Origin of the sequence: Mucilaginibacter inviolabilis (genome assembly GCF_011089895.1) — a bacterium.
GTDB classification, from domain to species: domain Bacteria; phylum Bacteroidota; class Bacteroidia; order Sphingobacteriales; family Sphingobacteriaceae; genus Mucilaginibacter; species Mucilaginibacter inviolabilis.
In genome coordinates, this window is record NZ_JAANAT010000001.1 from 1,718,367 (window position 1) to 1,738,087 (window position 19,721).

A 19,721-nucleotide genomic window follows, 5' to 3' on the forward strand; every position below is an offset into this window, starting at 1 on the left:
TCAGAAAATATTAACATTGCATCATCCGGAACAATAGTTTGCCCAACTCAAACGGTCGGCTCGGTTCCAACGCCAATTTATACCTGAAATTTTATGAACATCCCTAATACAACAACATCAACCGACTTTGTAAGCCTGCTTGATGACGGCAATAACGTTATTTTTAACATGACATCGGAAGAAGCCGCGGAAGCAGTAATTTCAGGTGATGCTGCAAGAGTACGCGAAATAGAAGGGCAATTCGCCATAGTGAAAAAAGTGGGACAGCAGGTCTTTTTAGCACGCTCTATTGGCAGGCCGATGCGCTATTTTCTGGCCAAACAAGTAAGCGGTCCGCTGTTAATTGTTGCCGAACGAATAGATGAAATTTATAATTTCTTGAAAGGAATGGAGCTCCATCATCAGTTTCACCCCTCTTACACCAGGATGGTACCGGCGCATTATGTGGTACGATTAGAAGTAATAGGTTGCCCGGATCCAAATCCTGTTTATACACGTTTTTTTGAACCCAAAAGAAATAATCTGACTCATGATCTGGATGAGATCGGCAAAGCCTATATTGGAGCGTTGGCTGATGAATGCCAGAAATGGCTGCTGTCAATCCCCGAAAATGAGCCGGTGGGCGTTCTTTTTTCGGGCGGTATTGATAGTGGATCAGTCTTCCTGGTACTTTACTCTCTGATGTTGAAATTGGGTATGTCGCCGCAACGGCTAAAGGCATTTACCCTGTCGGTAAATAACGGCCCTGACGCTGAGCAGGCGCACCAGTTTTTGGATCAATTAGGACTTTCACTATTTCTGGAGGTTATAGATGTTCCTCAATCTGCCGTAAATTATAAAGAAGCTATTACCGTAATAGAAGATTATAAATCCAGAGACCTGGAGTCGGCAACAATGGCCCTGGCCTTGTGCAAACAACTGCGTAACTTATACCCGGAATGGAAATATCTTGCAGATGGAGACGGCGGTGACGAAAACCTGAAAGATTACCCTATTGCAGAAAACACTGAATTAACCATCCGTAGCGTATTAAATAATATGATGCTTTACCAGGAAGGTTGGGGCGTTGATAAAATCAAACACTCTCTCACCTATTCCGGAGGACAAAGTCGCGGGCATGTACGGTCTTATGCTCCTTGTCGCTTACACGGGTTCAAGGGTTTTAGTCCTTATGCATTGCCCAATGTTATAGAGGTTGCCGAAGGCATCCCTTTTATTCAATTAACAGACTGGAACGAAGAGTCGCTTTATGCTTTAAAAGGTGAGATCACCAGCAGGGGCGTAAAAGCTATTACCGGTTTTGATATGCCTGTATTTGAAAAACGCCGTTTTCAACTTGGGGCCGCTACCGAAAGCACTTTCAAACAACTTTTTCCGCAAGGCGAAGCCGAGTACCGGGCTTATTTCCATTCCCTTTATGCACGATAACCAGGAGATTGAAAAATTACGGCCCCAAAGAAACGCATTAAACCCAGAAATCCCCTACCATTTTTTACATGAAGAGGAACCGGATGCGAACGGTGTATTACAAAAGGTAAATACGATTTTTCTGACCGGTAAAGAATGCAGTTTTAAATGCCTGATGTGTGATTTATGGAAGAACACATTAACCGGACCTACACCACCAGGAGCAATTTTAAAGCAAATAGATTATGCTTTAGAACGCCTACCAAATGCTGATATAATTAAGTTGTATAACAACGGTAATTTTTTTGATCCGAAGGCTATTCCCCCTGCTGATTATCCGGGAATAATTGAACGCTTACAACCCTATAAGAGGGTAATAGTGGAAAATCATCCTAAACTTTGCGGTACGACCTGCCTGGAGTTTAGAGATCAACTTTCTGGCACACTGGAAATAGCCATGGGGCTTGAAACCATACACCCGCAGGTACTGCCTAAACTCAATAAACAACTCACCGCCGCAGATTTTAAACAAGCTGCCTCTTTTTTGCGAACTAATCATATAGATGTACGTGCATTTATCCTGTTAAATCCTCCTTATCTTACTAACCTGCAGGAAAATATAGAATGGGCAATTAGTACCATACAATTTGCGTTTGAAAGCGGAACACAATGCTGTTCTATTATCGCCACCCGTTCCGGCAATGGCATTATGGAAACGTTGCAGCAACAGGGGCACTACACGGCACCCACACTGGATGCCTTGGAGGATGTTTTTGAAATGGCCCTTTTGCTAAAGCAGGGTCGGGTATTTGTTGATACCTGGGACATTGGTTTTCTTTCCAAATGTCCTCAATGCTTTCAGGCAAGAAAAGAACGTTTAGAAGCGATGAATCTTCATCAGCAAGTTTATCAGCGGATCAACTGTAATTGTAATGACTGAAAATAATGTTCATGACTGTGACATCCTGATAGCCGGCGCCGGTTTCGGTGGATCGCTAATGGCGCTCGTTTTACATAGCCTGGGTTTCCGGGTTTGTTTGGTTGAAAAGGGTCAACATCCACGATTCGCCATTGGTGAATCCTCTACCCCTATTGCCGATATGATCTTACGTCAGCTATCCCAGCAATACAATCTGCCCTGGCTTAAAGATTTTTCACGTTATGGTAGCTGGCAACAATCGCACCCGGAAATTGTATGCGGTATTAAAAGAGGCTTCAGCTATTTTAAACACTACCCAGGCAAAAAATTCACCACAGATATTAACCATAGTAATGAGCTTTTAGTTGCTGCCAGTACAGATGATATACACTCAGATACCAATTGGTTGCGTGCCGATTTTGATGCATTTTTAGTAACTAAGGTAAAAGAAGCAGGGATTGTTTATACAGATCTTACAGAGATCATTTCGGCAGAAAGAAGTACCAGATGGAAGTTTCAAACCAAGGGCAATCAATCATGGGATGTAACCGCTTCTTTTTTTATTGATGCTACCGGTAGTGGTAATTTGCTACATACGCTGCTGGGCATTAAATCCTCATCTAATGATTTCTTGACGGATTCATTTGCGGTATTTTCACATTTCAACAACGTTCCGCGTTGGACAGCGATCTTGCAGAATGCTGGTATCCCTACTACCGACTTCCCTTATGATCCTGATAACTCCGCGTTGCATCAAGTTTTAGATGAAGGCTGGCTTTGGATGCTTCGGTTTAATGATGAACGTATCAGTATTGGGTTTGCGCTAAACGGACAGAAAAATAACTTTGAGGGCGTGCCGGTAAAACAAATATGGGATGGTCTATTGGAGAAATACCCATCCATTCATGACCTGCTGAATAATGCTCCTCTTTCATCACAACCGGGTACAATACTAAAGTCGGGCAGACTTCAACGCAAAACAGAATGCTGCGTTGGCCCCGGATGGGCAGCGCTTCCGCATACAGCAGGTTTTATCGATCCTCTTTTTAGTTCTGGCATCGCCCACTCCCTGTCTGGTATCCTAAAAGTAGCCGGAATAATAGAACAATACTGGGGCAATGATGATCAATTGCACCAGGCCTTGACACAGTATCAACATGGTGTTTTTGAAGAATTAAAACTTATAGACCAACTTGTTGCCGGGTGCTATCAAACTATGGATCATTTTGGGCTTTTTAATGCCTGGTCAATGCTCTATTTCGCAGCTACAATTGCCTATGAACAGCGCCTGCTTCAGCAAATGCAGCCCGGATATTTCCTTGGTGCCGATGACTTGCCTATGAGAGAAATGATTAATCTAAGTTATCAGGAACTAAGCGAAATTATCAGAAAACAGCATGTAACAGCAAACGACATCAGCCAATTTACTGAACTAATAAGGCAAAGAATAGCCCCGGTTAATATAGCCGGGCTGCTTGATCCGGCATTAAAAAATATGTATCACCACACAGCGGTAAACCTTTAAGTTCAAGGTTTTCATTGTATGCTTTTAGCAAGAAGCGAAGTATTGGTGTTATGCCCATCACAAATTGACGTATGGCATTTGATTGGGTTGACTCCATTAACAAAAAAGTGGGTTTACATGGTTTACGCTTTTTACGGTTAACACACACTTAAATAATTGATTTTTAAATATTTATGAATTATTTCTCTCAAAAAGTGTAAACCATGTTTTGGGTATAAATGTTATTGACTAGGTATCAATTCTTAAATGACATGACACTAGCATTGCGTATAGCATTTTTAAAATCCATAGTGCTTACTTTACGAGTATTATATTTTTGCTGATAATCCCGGTGCGCTTTGTCATTTGGATACGCCACATGGGTATATGGATAAGATGGCATGTTATGGAAAGGTAATGGCGCAACGGTTTGCCCGCTGGCCGTATTCAAATCTCCATCTTTTACCCAGCCTTCACTATAAATCAGAAAATCCCGTTTCCAGTCTTTGGGTAATGCAGGCAATCGCTGTGCATCAAAATCAATGCTGATTTCGTCTCCCCCATCGGCTATGATGTATTGGTCGTCGCCTCGTTGCAAAAGCGGCAGCACATCTCCATAACGGGTATAATTACCGGTAAGATCGCGCCATTTTTGTCCCTGGGTAGTATGATCATAATCAAACCATTCAGGTCCGTAAGGACCGCCTTTGCGGTAAGATGAAGAATACCCCCTGTAACCCAGCGTAGCACTGGTCATTACCAAATCACTCATTTTTACAGGCGCTTTTACACTCCCTGTAGTATAAAACACTTGATCCCAATAGATCTGCATATTGGTTCTGATCCTGACGCGGCGGTCATTAACGGTAAGAAATTTACCTGTAAGATTGGCGATAACCATTTTGTCCCTACCCATCGGGAACCCGAGGTTAGGGATAACCGTTTGCCACTCCCCTTTACTGTTGATCACCTGTAAAGACGGCGGATGGACCTTATATTTATCCGACTGCGTTATCGCTGTGTTGATACTGGCATCAGTCGGAAATATCCAGCCGCGTAAAAACAAGCGTAAGCTATCGCTTTTAGCCTTATTCCCTAAGTCGAGTATCAAGTCATGATCTTCGGCAAGCCCCTGAAATTTGGTTAAGGAAAAAGTTGAAGCATACTGGAAATCATAAGTACTGATCTTCGGCAGCAGGTTATTGCCTTGTTCATCCCTGGCGGATAGAGGCAAATATTTTTTTGCTGCCTGGTAAACCGTCCTGCCCGGAAAAGGAGGGGGAACAAAGCGTTCATCTACATAAATATCCACAGAATCGGGATGGTCAACAGCAACCAGGCCGGCTTTGTCAAAGTAAACGGCTTCCCACAATTCTTCCGTAATTTTGATGCTGTATTTACCATCCTTAGGTTTAAGTTTCTCGCCAGGGATCAGTAGATATTCTTTTGAGGCATCCGAAAATGAATAAGTGGTATCTTTTCCATGAATAGCCAAGGGCATACCCAGCGCGCTTCGCCAAAGCATATCTTTAATAAATTCATATTTTTCACCATTCCACGTAAATAAAAATGGACACGAACCTTTGAGTTGCTCCTGCTCCAATATTTTTTCTTTACTGCTGGGGTCAACTATAGTTCGGGGTGTGCCGTTGGGCCATACGATACGAACAGCATCCAGTGTCTTACGGTTACCTATCCCAAATTCAGTATTAGGGCCGGTAACCGTTTTACGTTGATATAGATCTCCTGCTTTTAGTTCAATCTGCGCACCTATTCCAAACCTGTTATTTTTACTGTTGCCATAAGATAAACCAGCCAATTGTACCTGCATATAATTATTCTGATTGCCACTATCATTTCTAATTAACTGAACACCTGCAGGTCCTGCTAAAAAAATATCTTCGTCTCCGTCCGCATTAAAATCGAGAATTTTAATCTGCTCTGCCTGTAGCACTGTTTTTGGTAAGAGATACGAAACATCACTGAATCCTTTGCTATCGTTATGAAATAATCTAACACCACTTTTTGATGGATCAGCATTAACACCAGCAACCAACAAATCAAGGTGTCCATCATTATCAAAATCAACAAATGCAACGTCCTTTACTGTTATTCCTTTTAGCGCATTACTCAATGTACTGGATGCCGGATCTACAGAAAAACCATGCCCTGTATTACTGAGCAGAGAACATAAGCCGTTAGCACCTCCCGGAACAACAATATCCAGCAATCCATCATTGTTATAGTCGCCAAAGGCAACCGTGCTCCCTTTATATTTACGTAGGCCTAATGAGTCGCTGATATCTTGAAACTTAGAATGCCGGTTATTGGTCAGTAATTGCAAACTTCCGTCTTCTCTCAATGCAGTAATATCTAAGTCCCCGTCTGAATCCCAGTCACCAAAATCTGCTGCGAGCGTACCGTGCGGATCACCTGTAAGCCCCATACTACCGACGGTTTCCGTGAAAGTCCCGTTGCCATTATTCCGAAAAAATTTATTTCCACCTTTTTCAGCAACATATAAATCAAGATCACCATCCTGGTCAAAATCGGCAAATAAAAGCTTACGCACATGATCCATATTCTGTAATCCTATATTTTCTTTAACCCGGCTAAAAGTACCATCACCATTATTATGATATAAGATCATGTCCTTGGTAGTGGCAATAAAAAGGTCCTGAAAACCATCATTATCATAATCTGCAAAAGTGGCATCCATATCCAAACCCGGGTTATCCATAGCATCAATACCTGTACACAATTTAAATTCCCCTGTTTTGGTGATAAAAAGAGAACGTTTGGATGTGGAAGAACCTATAGGCTGAAAACTGGAATATACATAGAAATTCCCTTCCGAATCGTAATCAGCCGTGGCTATTAAAGAATGTGCAGCATTTGCTTTATTAGACAAACCTACGGCTGCCGAGGCATCGGTAAAAACAAAGTCGGCTAAGGTTCCCCCTTGGTTAGTAAGGGCTGTTGTAAACTGAGGGTAGCCTCCCAAAAGCTGGGGGATCTCGATCTCGTCGGTTCCGGAGGCATAAGCCACACTTGTTTTCATCAACTGATGAAAACGAATGATATTGGGCAAAGCCTCAACGCTGTGATTTCCTTTTAATAAAGAAACCGCTTTTTGGTAGGCAGTATTTGCAGTGGTCGAAAAATCGGGCGCCATTTTTTTGATACTTTCCAAAAAATAGCGTGCAGAATCTGCCTGGTTGTTGCCTGCATAAAGCTCGGCCAGCTTCAGCCGTAACACCGTATTTGCAGGTGTAAAACTTAATGCCTTTGTCAAACAGCTTTTTTCCCAGCTTTGAGGCTTTGTTGCTGGGCCAACGCTAGCCAGGTTATACCAGGCTTTGACATTTTTAGGATATTTCACAATAATGGCTTTGAGCTGGCTTATACCATTATCCCGGTCTCCTTTTTCAATATAAACTTTTGCCAATAGTAATTCCAGTTCCAGGTCATCCGGTTTGATCTTCAATCCAGATTTTAATTCCTTTTCAGCTTCGTCGAATTTTTTTTGAAGCAGATAGAGCCTCCCCAGGCTGCCGTAATTTGAAATATTATCCGGGGTTACCTGTATCGCTTTTATAAATGAAGCCTCTGCTTCATCAAACTTGTTTTCAGCCATATACTGGCGTGCAAGTTTCCCGGGATCAGTATCGTTTTCTGCGTTTGCTTTTCCGTTTTTTCTGCCGCATGCAGTAAATAATAGTATAGAACCAAACAAACAGATGAGTAGCGTTTTAAAAGCATTTTTTTGCGATACTGATATTACAGGCATAATTAGGTTTTGCTGCGAAAGTAGAAAAATACGAAAGCTAAGTTAAGCAATATCAAACAGCATTTCCATGAGGTAAAGCTTAAAAGCCATGCTTTTCATAGCGGAACACGCTTATATTTAGTTTGTTATTTTTATGCATTATGATACCTTTATCATTCCAATTAATACACGAGCTATTCCTTTTTTATGAGTACACCCAAACAGATCTATAAAATTTTGGCTATCATTCTTTTTATAGTTTTATTGATAGGCAGCGCATTACTGTCACATGAGGGTGTATTTCATTTAAATGGCGATACTGGCGGAACTAACGAACAAGCGGCCTTAAGTAAATATGGTTTTTATCTGGAACCCGTGGATATCAAAGCTGCAGGGATAGATTTTCGTCATTTATGCCCTGTGGTTGATTCAAAATTAAATAACATTGCATCACAAATTGCTTCTATGGGTGCATCCGTTGCTATTGTTGATTTCGACAATGACAGGTGGAACGATATTTACTTTACCAATAGCCGTACAGGCAGTTTAAACGCGCTGTATCGCAACCTTCACAATGGAAAATTTGAAAATGTAGGGGCTCAGGTAGGTCTGGCCGATGTAAACAAAAAAGGGACAGGTGTTTCCATGGGAACTGTTTGGGGCGATTATGATAATGATGGTTTTACCGATGTGTTTTTATATAAATGGGGCAAACCAGAGTTATTTCACAACATTGGCGGTAAAAAATTTGTAAACGTAACCGAAGGTAGTGGCTTGCCCAATTGGGTAAATGCCAATTGCGCCATCTGGCTGGACTTTGACAACGACGGAAAACTTGATCTTTTTTTAGGCGGTTATTATAACGAAGCCTTCGATCTTAGTAATTTGAATACCACTAAAATTATGCCCGAAAGTTTCAGGTATGCTAATAATGGTGGAAAAAACTATCTCTTTAAAAATCTTGGGAATGGCAAGTTTAAAGATGTTGCTGCCGAATATGGACTGGTATCTACCAAGTGGAAACTTGCGGCCGGTGCGGCCGATTTTAATGGCGATGGTTACCCGGAACTCTATGTGGCTAATGATTACAATGTAGACGAGTTTTATATCAATGAAAAAGGAAAAAGATTTGTTGAACGTGGTAAACTGGTAGGTATAGGCAATATTCCTAAAAGCGGCATGAGCGTGTCATTCGGCGATATTAATAATAGCGGCATGCTGGGTATCTACACCACCAATATCACCGAACCTGGTATATTAATTCAAGGCAATAATTACTGGCAACCCAAAAGTAATACAACAGGCGACCCCTCATTTGTTAATTTGGCACAGTTATCTGGGATCGAGAATGCTGGATGGAGCTACGGTGCACAGTTTGGTGATTTGAATAATGATGGATTCATTGACCTTTATGCTGCTAACGGCTTTATTTCTGGCAAAAAAAACACATCGTACTGGTATGATTACTCCAAGGTTACCGGTGGCAACAGTAAAATAATTGGTGATGCTGCCAACTGGCCTGATATGCAGGGGAAAAGCCAATCTGGCTATCAGCAAAACAAAATATGGCTTAATAACAGTAATGGCCTTTTTGAAGATGTGTCAAACAAAGTTTGCCCTTATATTACATTCGACAGCCGGTCGGTTGCCATGGCCGATCTTTGGAATCGTGGTGTATTGGATATTGTAGTAGCCAACCAAAATAACATACCGCTTATTTATAAAAACAATTCAAAAAACAATAATCATTGGATTGATTTTGATTTGCATGGAACATTAAGCAATGCAAGCGCTATAGGTGCAAAGGTACAATTGGAATGGGATGGGAAAAAGCAGATGCAGATAGTTTCGGGCGGTAGCGGATTTTCGGCTCAAAACCAGCACAGGATTCATTTTGGTATTGGAAAAAGCACAACAGCAGATAAGGCAACTATTTATTGGCCTTCAGGAAAAGTTGAGAAATTAGAGAAACCACAGATAGATCAGCTTCATGTAATTACTGAAAATAAGACAAACAACTGATGGATTTAGTTAAAGACGAAAAATTGCCTGACAACAATGTACATGCAAGCAAAAAAATTGATTATTTCCCCTATATACCTCCCCTTTTTATCACCCTGATATTATTAGTTGGGCAGATCACTTTTGGTATACTGGATAGCTATATTAATGTCATCGTATCCATAGCTACTTCAATAATTGCCGAAGTACTTTTAGCCCGACTGATACTGGGCACGCGTAAAAACCTGGCTAGTGCGTACATCACCGGCATCAGTGTAGGCATCCTGGTTCGTTCAAACATGGTTTGGCCTTATGTAATTGCCGCACTGCTTTCTATTTTATCAAAGTATGTAATAACATATAAAGGAAGGCATTTATGGAACCCTTCGAATTTCGGTGTTTCATGGTTGCTTTTTATGGCACCACTTAGTGTTGCCGGTTTGGGTATACAATGGGGTAATAATCTTTTACCGATGGCGGTTATATGGTTTTTAGGTTTAGGTATTGTATACAGGGCAAAAAAACTTCACGTAACTTTAACCTATGTAACCTGTTTTGTTATCCTGGCGTACATTCGTAGTTTAATTACCTCTGATCCATTTCTTGCAGAATTAGCACCTCTTACCGGGCCAATGTATCAACTGTTTATATTTTTTATGATCACTGATCCAGGGACTTCAGTATCTGGCAAAAAGGCGCAAATAGTGGTGGTGATCATTGTGGCTATAGTTGAATTTATCTTAAGACTGGAAAGTTTTATTTATGCCCCATTCTACGCACTTTTCCTGGTAGGACCTATTGCCAGGTTTATTGATTTAAAACAAAAAAAATCCCAAACAATAGCAAACCAAACAAATGAAGCAAGGCAAAATTAAATACCTGGTAATCGTTCTGCTTTGTGTCTGGAATATTTCCTGTAAGAAAACGGATCACCCGCTTTTTGAGTTATTATCTTCTTCATCTACCAATATCCATTTCATCAACCACGTCACCGATAATGATAAACCGGGAATTTTAGACTATTTGTATTTTTATAATGGCGGAGGAGTAGCTATCGGTGATATTAATAATGACGGCTTACCCGACATATTTTTTACGGCCAATAAAAAGGGAGGGAATAAGCTTTATCTAAATAAAGGCAATTACCGCTTTGAAGACATCACCGAAAAGGCAGGAGTAGCCGGAAATGCAGACTGGAGCTCTGGCGTTACCATGGCCGATGTTAATAATGACGGCTATCTGGATATATATGTATGCGTAGTTGCCCAAAAATTGGGTCTGCAAGGCCATAATATGCTTTATATCAACAATCATGATGGAACCTTTACAGAAGAATCGGCTAAATACGGGCTCAATTTTTCCGGCTTTTGCACTCAGGCTGTATTTTTTGATGCCAATCATGATGGTTTGCTAGATTGCTTTCTGCTTAATCAATCTGATCACACCGAATCTATGTATGGCATGGACACATCACAACGTAAAGTACCTAACAAGCTGGCTGGCAGTAAATTTTACCTGAACAACAAGGGGCACTTTGATGACTTCACCTCAAAATCAGGGATTTATAGTAGTGCTATGGGCTATGGTTTGGGTGTTGCTGTAGGAGATGTAAATAACGATGGATGGGATGATATTTATGTTAGTAACGATTTTCACGAAAACGACTATTATTATATCAACAATCACGACGGAACTTTTACAGAATCGGGCGCTAAACATTTTAACCATTATAGCCGGGCGAGTATGGGAAATGACATGGCCGATTTTAACAATGATGGCCAACTGGATATCATAACTGTAGATATGCTGCCTGCCGAAGAACACTTTTTAAAAACCTTTAACGGCGATGAGTCTTATGAACAATATAAAAGCAAGATTGTAACCCCAGGTTTCCAGTACCAGTATTCACGTAATTGTTTGCAAAAAAACTTAGGCAGTGGTAAAGCATTCAGCGATGTTGGTTTGATGGACGGTATATATGCCACAGACTGGAGCTGGAGCCCCTTGTTTGCAGATTTTGATAATGATGGAATAAAAGATCTTTTTGTAGCGAACGGAGTAGAACGCAGACCTTCAGATCTGGACTATATTACTTACATATCAGATGATGCGGTACGCGGCATGTTGGTAAATGGTCATGGTATGGATAGTGTTGTACTTAATAAAATGCCCGCCGGTGATTCGCATAGCTATATTTTTAAAGGCACAAAGAGCGAGAAATTTATTGACAAAAGTGCCGCATGGGGAATAAAACAAGCCATGCTTTCAAATGGTGCTGCTTATGCCGACTTAAATAATGATGGACATCTTGATATTGTAACTAACAATATTAACCGCGAAGCCTGTATATATAAAAATACCGACACCTCAACCCATCATCTCAGTCTTAAATTCACAGGAAGGGATGATAATCATTTTGGTATAGGAGTAAAAGCCTACGCCTTTAACGGGAAACAGTTGCAATATGAGCAGTTAATGCTCACCCGCGGATTTCAGTCATCCGTGGAGCCCAAGCTGCATTTCGGGTTTAACGGTTCTCCGAAACTTGATAGTTTATTAATTGTTTGGCCAAACCAAACATATCAATTGATTAAAAATGTGAAGACCAATCAACTTTTAAACATTGATCAAAAAAATGCAGCCGCCCATTTTGACTATAATAAGTTTTTTCCTCCTTCCGCCCCCCTTTTTGAGGATGTTACCAGCAAAACAAACGTAAACTGGAAGCACCAAAAAGATAGCTATGTTGATTTTAATCATCAGCCGCTTATTCCACACATGCTCTCAACGCAAGGGCCCCGGGTAGCTGTAGCCGATGTAAACGGCGACGGATTAGATGATTTTTATGTCTGTGGCGGAAAAGACCAACCCGGCGCTTTATTTATTCAATCAGGAGATGGGACTTTTAAATCGACTGTTCAGCCTGCCTTTATTGCTAATCGCGAAAATGAAGGAGCTGATGCAGTGTTTTTAGATGTAAATCATGATGGATTCCCAGACCTGTACGTAGCAAGCAGGAATAATGAACAGAATGCTGGTTCCTCGGGCCCGGAAGATCATCTATATGTTAATGATGGTAAAGGAAACTTTACCACGGTAAATTCTATTCCGGGCATAAAACTAAATAAATCAGCTATTGCAGTTGCAGATGTGAACCATGATGGCTATCCGGATATTTTCGTTGCCGGCAGTGCGAATGACCGGGCATTAGACATAATACCCGAATCATATTTATTGATGAATGACGGTCATGGTCGCTATCGCCAGGTACAGCTTCCCGAAGAGTTGAAACATGCCGGGATGATATGTACCGCATCATTTGCTGATCTGGACAATGATGGATGGCCAGACCTGGTTATTGCCGGTGAATGGATGCCGGTTGAGATATTTATGAATAAGAAAGGCCGGCTTATTCGAAAACACAGCGATGTTTTGGATAAGCAACAAGGCTGGTGGCAACGCATATTACTTACAGATGTAGATGGCGATGGAAAAATTGATATCATTGCCGGAAATTATGGCTGGAACTCCAAACTTAAACCAACCACAACAGACCCTGTAAAATTATTTCTATCCGACTTAGATTTAAATGGAACGCTCGACCCACTGCTTACTTATAGTATAAATCAAAACGATTATTCATTTTTAGGCCAAAATGAACTTGAAAAACAAATACCGTTCCTTAAAAAGAAATTCCCATACTATCGTGATTTTGCAGGAAAAACTGTTCAGCAGATTTTTGGTGATGCACTTAAAAGTGATAAACAGCTAACAGTTAACTCTTTCACATCTGGAGTATTTTACAATGAGGGGGGCGGTAACTTTACATTTAGGGAATTCCCGTCATCGGCACAAGTTTCGCCATTGTTTGGTTTTGCAGTTTCACCTGATGCAAACAAAACAATTTTAGCTGGGGGAAACTTTTCAGGAGTAACGCCGGTTGAAGGCAGATACGACGCCGATTACGGAGATGTGCTACTTATAGATAAAAATCGAAATTTCAAGACAGTATCCCCTATTTCATCAGGATTTCTTTTGGGTGGAGAAGTAAGAGATATTAAAACAATAAAAACCAAGTCAGGCCCTCTATATCTGGTTGCATTCAATAATCAGGAGATCAGAATTTTTAAATCCTTGTAGAAATGTAATAGTTTATATTATAATCAACTCATGCTATTTTCTTTAAAATTGGCCATACTACTTATTTAAAAAAATCACGGTTTTCTGCGATTGCCTGCCCCCTACCTATCAGCGATCTTTGAGTATTATTATAACATTATTTATGAAATCATTTTTTTCAAGGGTAATATTGTTTGCTGCCCTTTTTACTATCGCCGGAACCTTTATTAATGTGTCAATAAGCTACGCCCAAACATCTGACAATATTACAGCAATGACCGATAAGTACTGGGCCGATTATGAATCATATATTAAAAAAGCAGTCACTGAAAAAGACCCTCATAAATGCGCTGCAATACTTAATCAAATGGTAAAGGAACTGGTTCCGGAAGCAACTGAGCTCAAAGCAAAAACCGCTGTCTGGAAAAAATCCCATACCCAAATGGAACAAATCCAGGTGATGGGCGCCACCCAGGGTAACAAGCACATGATGGCGGCTGTTAAATATTTTATGGACCCGGGCATGGCAATGCGCTCTGGGCAAAATGAGGAATTGCATAAAGCTATGGATAACATGCAAAAAAAGCTCCCACTTAACATCAATAACAGCATGGATACAAAAGGGCAAATCAATACCAACTAATTAAAATCGGGATAAATGGCATTCCGTTAAACAGCTACTTTTAGCCAAAATGCATTGGTTGATCTTTTAATTAGCTCCATAGAATTTTTAACCTGCAGTTTTTTCAAAAGATGCCTCCGATGTGTTTCAACTGTATTGATACTGATAAAAAGCTGGTCGGCAATTTGTTTTGTTGAGTAGCCCTCCCCTATAAGTTGCAAAATTTCCAATTCCCTTTTAGTCGGCATCACCACACCATGAGGTTGTATATGATTATCTGTTAGGTATACGTGATCGGGTTTTGATTTTTGTTCCATGTCTATAACAGGCAGCGCATGTTGTAACATTTGATTGGTTTTGCGTTCTTCTTCAAGCAGTTTTTTTAGTTGTGCTTCTTCTTCATTCTTTATCTCGGTAATATCTTCAACTCTGCCAAGAATAAATTCATATTTGTTTTCGCTGGTTAACGACGCAACCAGTTTGGTTTCACACATCCACCGGTAATCGCCAAAAGTATTCTTTACACGATATTGCAGGGTGAATATTTTTTTAAGACGTTGCCTTGCAGGTTTTAAAAAATAATGTCGAAAAACCTCGTTAAGCATCGGTTCAAGATCATCCGGATGAATGATTGAAAGCCACCAATCCCGGCCTCCTTCTTGAATATCCCTGGGACTATAACCTAGCAACTCAGTCAAAGATTCGCTTATAAAGAGCATTTCCTTTTGCTCGCAGGAAGTAAGGTACAGACAATTTAACTTATTGCCATAAGTGCCCCAGAAGGCTTTTGGCACAACCAGGTTTGGTATAAACTCATAAATTTTTTTGGGTATAAGCATAATATCCATGTTATGGTGAATAAACCGGCTAAACCGGAAACGTTGTGTTAAAATAAATAGGGAGATGTGATAAAAGGTATAGGCGGTGTACTACAAATATAAAAAACTATTCAATTCTATCAGCCAGACTCAGGTAGTACTAACTTCAGTATCTTAAGTCATATTCAATTTCTTCGTTCACAAAATTACGGTTTCAAAAATCAGTAAATGAAAACCAGCTATCAATCACGGAATACCGTGATTGATGTATTAACCCAAAAGAATCGTTTTAAAATAAAACAGCTGTAATTCATTAATTCCAGGAGGACAGTCATACATCTACAGTAGTTCTCTTAATGTCATTAACCTGTTCATCAGCACGTTGCTTATAAAATCATGGTTTTCTGTGATTGATGCGCCTTTTGCTTATTCAGACTTTTGCAATCGTCGGGATAAGTTTTCCGGTTTTAATATTATTTAAAAAGTACTAATTATGAAAAAAACACAATTATTAATTGCATTTGCCCTTCTGATATCGGTTGCATTGGCAAGCTGTTCAAAAGACAAAAATGATGCAGGCAACAGCAGCAATAACAATCCGGGAAATGATTCGGTGACTTATATCATCAATGGAGGTTCCTTTGTAAATAAGCATATATCTTTTCATTCTGATCCCAAACAGAACCAGAATGGGGCTAGCGCAGGTCACATAGGTTATCTAAAAATAAATCTCACCGATACCCCCCCAGGTGGTTCGACAGTAACTCAAGGACTTGATATTGCCTATCCTCAAGCAACTACAGGAACAGCGAATGTAAATGATCCGATCAATAACATTTACCCGGGAAACACAGATAAACATGCATACTTCCTTTTGCAGCTTCAGGAGAATGGAAAAAACAGAATTCTTGACCGCGATTCCGAAAATCCGAGTAACACACCAGGGAAGATAACCATCACCAAGTGTGAATCGGTAGGCGGAGTTGTCGAAGGAGATTTTTCAGGTACCGTATCTGATGGTACCGGTAGTAACGCTCCTAAATATATCATCACTAAAGGACATTTCGTTGTAACCCGTAAATCATAACACTATTTACAAAACCTATGTAGTATAACGCAACGCGGGAAAAGTAATTTTTCACCGCGTTGCCTTGACCTGAATACCGCCTTATCAAATAATCATCTTATGAAAAAGAAATTAAAACTAATGCCACTCCTGGTATTACTAAGCATTTGTTGCCCGGTTTGGGGGCAGACTGAAAAAAACATAGTAACCTATACTATTGATGGTGCACTTTTCACCATAAGTTGATCACCTTTAGTGCTAGTCCCAAATCAGTGAGTAGCGGAGTTGATGCATCTGCAGGTTACCTAAAGTTATATATCGATGATGCCTCCTCAGAAAATGCAGATTCAAAATTTGCCCTTGTGCTCATCTTTAACAAACTGGGTACGGGGACAGCTAAAGTATTTGATCCGGTTAGTAATGCCACGGGCGATGATAAAGGGGCGGTAGTATGCTTTACTTTAGGGCTTCCACAGAATAAAGGATCATTGTTTCTTACCCGGAGTCTTAATTTTCCTGCACACACGCCCGGAACAATCACCATTACCAGGTTTGGATCCGTAGGTGGTACTATTGAAGGAACTTTTGAAGCTACGCTAATAGATTTGAGTAGAGTTAAGTACACTATAACGGGCGGACATTTCGTAACCACGCGCAAGGCATAGCTGCTTTCAAGAGCAGTTATTCTATCTCATCAATCAAAACCCAATTTTCAGGATCAATATTAACCATAGAATGGATATCAAAATATCCATTCTATGGTATGGTATTTCTTTTATCTATGAATGCCTTATAATTCTAATCACAAAATATCATTTAACAGATCTATACTTATGAAAACAAAACATTTTCTATTCACATTCGCTCTGCTAATAGCGGTTACATTAATTAGTTGCAAAAAAGACAAAGGCGACTCTAACAACAGTAACAATAATAACAATGGTGGCACTGGGGGAAACGCCCAGGTAAGTTATACCATTAATGGCGGAGGCTTCCAGAATCAACTGATCTCCTTTAATGCTAATCCCAAATCAACAGGCAACGGAGTTGATGCATCTTCAGGTTGGATAAAACTCTATATCGATGATGCCACGTCTGATGACGGGGATTCAAAGTTTGCCCTTACTCTGGGTTTTAACAAAGCAGGTACAGGGACAGCTAAAGTATATGACCCGATTACTAATGCTACTGGCAATGATAAAGGGGCCGTGGTAAGTTTCAACTTACAGCTTCAGCAGAATGGAGGATCAATGGTTGTCGGTCGGAGTGCTGATTTTCCAAAAACCACGCCAGGAACAATTACTATCACCAAATTCGGGCCTATAGGTGCAACTGTTGAAGGAACTTTTGAAGGTACGGTAATGGATATAACCGGCGTAAAATACACCATCACCGGAGGACATTTCGCAGTCCCCCGTACATTATAACGAACGGTACCAGTACTTTACACCTATTCGAAGGCGCTGAAAATCATCATATTCTGTGATTGCCGCATCGGTTATATAGCTGGAGCTTTATAAGCTTATTAAATAGTAATTTATATGAAAAAGAGATTCAAACTAATACCAGCAGTAATGGTACTGCTGACAACTTCTTACACTGTTTGGGGGCAGGCCGGAAAAAACCAGGTAACTTATACTATCGATGGCGGTACTTTTCACCATCAGCAAATCACCATTAACGCCGATCCCAAAGTGATGGAAAATGGAGCCTTCACAAATACTGTTGGTAATTACCTGGAAATAAACCTCGGCGACAAGGCCATGAATATTAAAAACGGAACTAAGTGGGGATTGAACATTGTTTTTAATAAAGCCAGTACAGGAACGGCTAAAGTCAATGATCCTATTCCTAAGGGTGTGCTTGATCACCAGGTATATTTTACTTTAGAGGTTCAGGTTAATGGAGAAACAAAGTTTCTGGGGGTTGATCTGCAGAAACCAGCTAAAACACCAGGAACAATTACCATCACCAGGTTCGGATCTGTAGGCGGAACTGTTGAAGGGAATTTTCAAGGCACGGTAACAGATGCTGCAGGCATTAAGTACACCATTACGGGAGGACATTTCGTAGCTGGCCGTAAATCATAATTGCATTAACGGGTAATTATTTAATTGTAGTGATACACTTACAAACAATCATTTTATGAAAAAAGAATTCAAACTAATATCGGTGCTAATAATGCTCTTAATAATTTCATGTTCCGGCTGGGCGCAGGATGGGAAAGACAAGGTAACTTATACCATAGATGGTGGCACCTTTCACCATCAGCTTATCACCATTAACTCTAACCCCAAGTTGTTTGAAAATGGAGCATTTACAAGTACTGCTGGTCATTCTTACCTAAAAATAAACCTCGACGACAACACTGTAGGTAATACTACAGGACCGAAGTGGGAGGTGGTGATTGCCTTTAACCGTGTAGGTACAGGAAGCGCTAAAGTAAACGACCCTATTCCGAATGGCATGATTGAGCATCGGGTATATTTTCTTTTACAGGTTCAAGTCGATGGTAAAGAAAGACTGCTGATGTCTGAATCGAAAAAGCCTGACCAAACGCCCGGAACAATCACTATCACCAAAGTGGATGCGCTAGGCGGAATTGCTGAAGGCACTTTTGAAGGCAAGCTAATCGACAATCATATTACATATACTATCACCGGTGGGCATTTCGTTGCCACTGTCAAAGACCGTATTCGTCTATAATTACTTGCACTGAATGCACATTTTATAAAACCAACTTTCAACACAGCTTTGCCTGTATAGTTCTAAAAAAATCATGCTATCACAATTTGTATCAGCACCTTACGCATAATAAATGATTGTAAAATCATGGTATTCTGTGATTGTGGCTTCAACCGGATTGAGAGACTTTTGTACAAAGTATCAAATAACAATTTTATGAAAAAGAATTTAAAACACATCTCAGCACTAATTGTGTTGCTTACATTTTCAGGCTCAATTTGGGCCCAGGCCGGAAAAAACATGGTAACTTATACCATTGATGGTGGAGCCTTTCATCACCAGCAAATAACCATTCATGCAGACCCTAAAGGAGTAGAGAACGGCGCCATGTCAGGTCCCACCGTTGGTTACACCAAAATAAATCTTGATGATGCAGCCCCTGGAGACAGAACAACAGGTCCTAAGTGGGATCTTGATATAGCCTTTAGTCAGGTAGGTACAGGTACCGCCAAGGTAGGTGAGCCTCTTACCGGTTCTCACAACCATGTTGATAGACAGGTATATTTTAGGTTACAGGTTCAGAGTGAGGGAAAAAACAAATATTTAGGTGCCGATCATAATGATCCTTCCAAAACACCGGGAACTATCCGGATCACCAAGTTTGGACCAGTAGGCGGAACGATTGAAGGTGATTTTGAAGGCACTGTAAAAGGTTCTGATGGCCTATATACTATTACAGGTGGCCATTTTGTAGCCACCCGTAAATTATAATTGCATTTATGCATAACCATTTTATTATAATACATACAAT

At 40.4% G+C, this 19,721-nt stretch carries 16 protein-coding genes; 14 read left to right on the forward strand and 2 right to left on the reverse strand.

All coding sequences use genetic code 11. From position 1 onward, the window contains the following. Window positions 1–93: 93 nt before the first annotated feature. Genes G7092_RS06905 through G7092_RS06915 form a run of 3 tightly spaced genes read left to right on the forward strand, consistent with a single transcriptional unit; the run spans window position 94 to window position 3,851 of the window. A complete protein-coding gene (locus tag G7092_RS06905) occupies window positions 94–1,428 on the forward strand; it encodes an asparagine synthase-related protein (protein WP_166087546.1) in 1,335 nt (444 codons plus the stop codon). Then, window positions 1,418–2,347: an archaeosine biosynthesis radical SAM protein RaSEA gene (locus G7092_RS06910; protein ID WP_166087548.1), complete on the forward strand. Its 930-nt coding sequence runs from the start codon at window positions 1,418–1,420 to the stop codon at window positions 2,345–2,347. Before G7092_RS06905 ends, G7092_RS06910 begins: the two co-directional genes overlap by 11 nt. Further along, complete coding sequence (locus G7092_RS06915; protein ID WP_166087550.1) at window positions 2,340–3,851, forward strand: NAD(P)/FAD-dependent oxidoreductase; 1,512 nt, start codon at window positions 2,340–2,342, stop codon at window positions 3,849–3,851. The genes G7092_RS06910 and G7092_RS06915 overlap by 8 nt, the downstream gene beginning before the upstream one ends. A gap of 235 nt (window positions 3,852–4,086) precedes the next feature. On the opposite strand, the gene G7092_RS06920 is transcribed toward G7092_RS06915, so the two are convergent. After that, entirely contained in the window at window positions 4,087–7,620 is a 3,534-nt protein-coding gene (locus G7092_RS06920) for a CRTAC1 family protein (RefSeq protein ID WP_166087552.1), read from the reverse strand. Window positions 7,621–7,806: 186 nt separating this feature from the next. On the opposite strand from G7092_RS06920, the gene G7092_RS06925 reads away from it, so the two are divergent. The 4 genes from G7092_RS06925 to G7092_RS06940 all read left to right on the forward strand — a co-directional run bounded on the left by G7092_RS06925 (window position 7,807) and on the right by G7092_RS06940 (window position 14,362). Beyond that, the gene (locus G7092_RS06925) at window positions 7,807–9,621 is read left to right on the forward strand and encodes a CRTAC1 family protein (RefSeq protein WP_166087554.1); all 1,815 of its coding nucleotides are present in this window, start codon (window positions 7,807–7,809) and stop codon (window positions 9,619–9,621) included. Then, on the forward strand, window positions 9,621–10,475 hold the full coding sequence (locus G7092_RS06930; protein ID WP_166087556.1) for a hypothetical protein: 855 nt from the start codon (window positions 9,621–9,623) through the stop codon (window positions 10,473–10,475). The genes G7092_RS06925 and G7092_RS06930 overlap by 1 nt, the downstream gene beginning before the upstream one ends. Continuing rightward, window positions 10,456–13,740, forward strand: a complete 3,285-nt coding sequence (locus G7092_RS06935; protein WP_166087558.1) for a VCBS repeat-containing protein — start codon at window positions 10,456–10,458, stop codon at window positions 13,738–13,740. Before G7092_RS06930 ends, G7092_RS06935 begins: the two co-directional genes overlap by 20 nt. A gap of 142 nt (window positions 13,741–13,882) precedes the next feature. Continuing rightward, window positions 13,883–14,362, forward strand: a complete 480-nt coding sequence (locus G7092_RS06940) for a hypothetical protein (RefSeq protein WP_166087560.1) — start codon at window positions 13,883–13,885, stop codon at window positions 14,360–14,362. A gap of 26 nt (window positions 14,363–14,388) precedes the next feature. On the opposite strand, the gene G7092_RS30620 is transcribed toward G7092_RS06940, so the two are convergent. Beyond that, entirely contained in the window at window positions 14,389–15,189 is an 801-nt protein-coding gene (locus G7092_RS30620) for a LuxR C-terminal-related transcriptional regulator (protein WP_235953794.1), read from the reverse strand. Window positions 15,190–15,652: 463 nt separating this feature from the next. On the opposite strand from G7092_RS30620, the gene G7092_RS06950 reads away from it, so the two are divergent. From G7092_RS06950 to G7092_RS06975, 7 genes are all read left to right on the forward strand, one after another. Continuing rightward, a complete protein-coding gene (locus G7092_RS06950) occupies window positions 15,653–16,246 on the forward strand; it encodes a hypothetical protein (RefSeq protein WP_166087562.1) in 594 nt (197 codons plus the stop codon). 99 nt (window positions 16,247–16,345) lie between these two features. After that, window positions 16,346–16,471 (forward strand): hypothetical protein, encoded by a 126-nt coding sequence (locus G7092_RS30750; RefSeq protein ID WP_262889476.1) that lies wholly within the window; start codon window positions 16,346–16,348, stop codon window positions 16,469–16,471. A gap of 26 nt (window positions 16,472–16,497) precedes the next feature. Continuing rightward, complete coding sequence (locus G7092_RS06955; protein WP_166087564.1) at window positions 16,498–16,890, forward strand: hypothetical protein; 393 nt, start codon at window positions 16,498–16,500, stop codon at window positions 16,888–16,890. A gap of 168 nt (window positions 16,891–17,058) precedes the next feature. After that, a complete protein-coding gene (locus tag G7092_RS06960; RefSeq protein ID WP_166087566.1) occupies window positions 17,059–17,652 on the forward strand; it encodes a hypothetical protein in 594 nt (197 codons plus the stop codon). A gap of 114 nt (window positions 17,653–17,766) precedes the next feature. Beyond that, on the forward strand, window positions 17,767–18,315 hold the full coding sequence (locus G7092_RS06965) for a hypothetical protein (RefSeq protein WP_166087568.1): 549 nt from the start codon (window positions 17,767–17,769) through the stop codon (window positions 18,313–18,315). Window positions 18,316–18,406: 91 nt separating this feature from the next. Next, window positions 18,407–18,931, forward strand: coding sequence for a hypothetical protein (locus tag G7092_RS06970; RefSeq protein ID WP_166087570.1), 525 nt, complete (start codon window positions 18,407–18,409; stop codon window positions 18,929–18,931). Window positions 18,932–19,126: 195 nt separating this feature from the next. Next, the gene (locus tag G7092_RS06975) at window positions 19,127–19,681 is read left to right on the forward strand and encodes a hypothetical protein (RefSeq protein ID WP_166087573.1); all 555 of its coding nucleotides are present in this window, start codon (window positions 19,127–19,129) and stop codon (window positions 19,679–19,681) included. Window positions 19,682–19,721 lie beyond the last annotated feature (40 nt).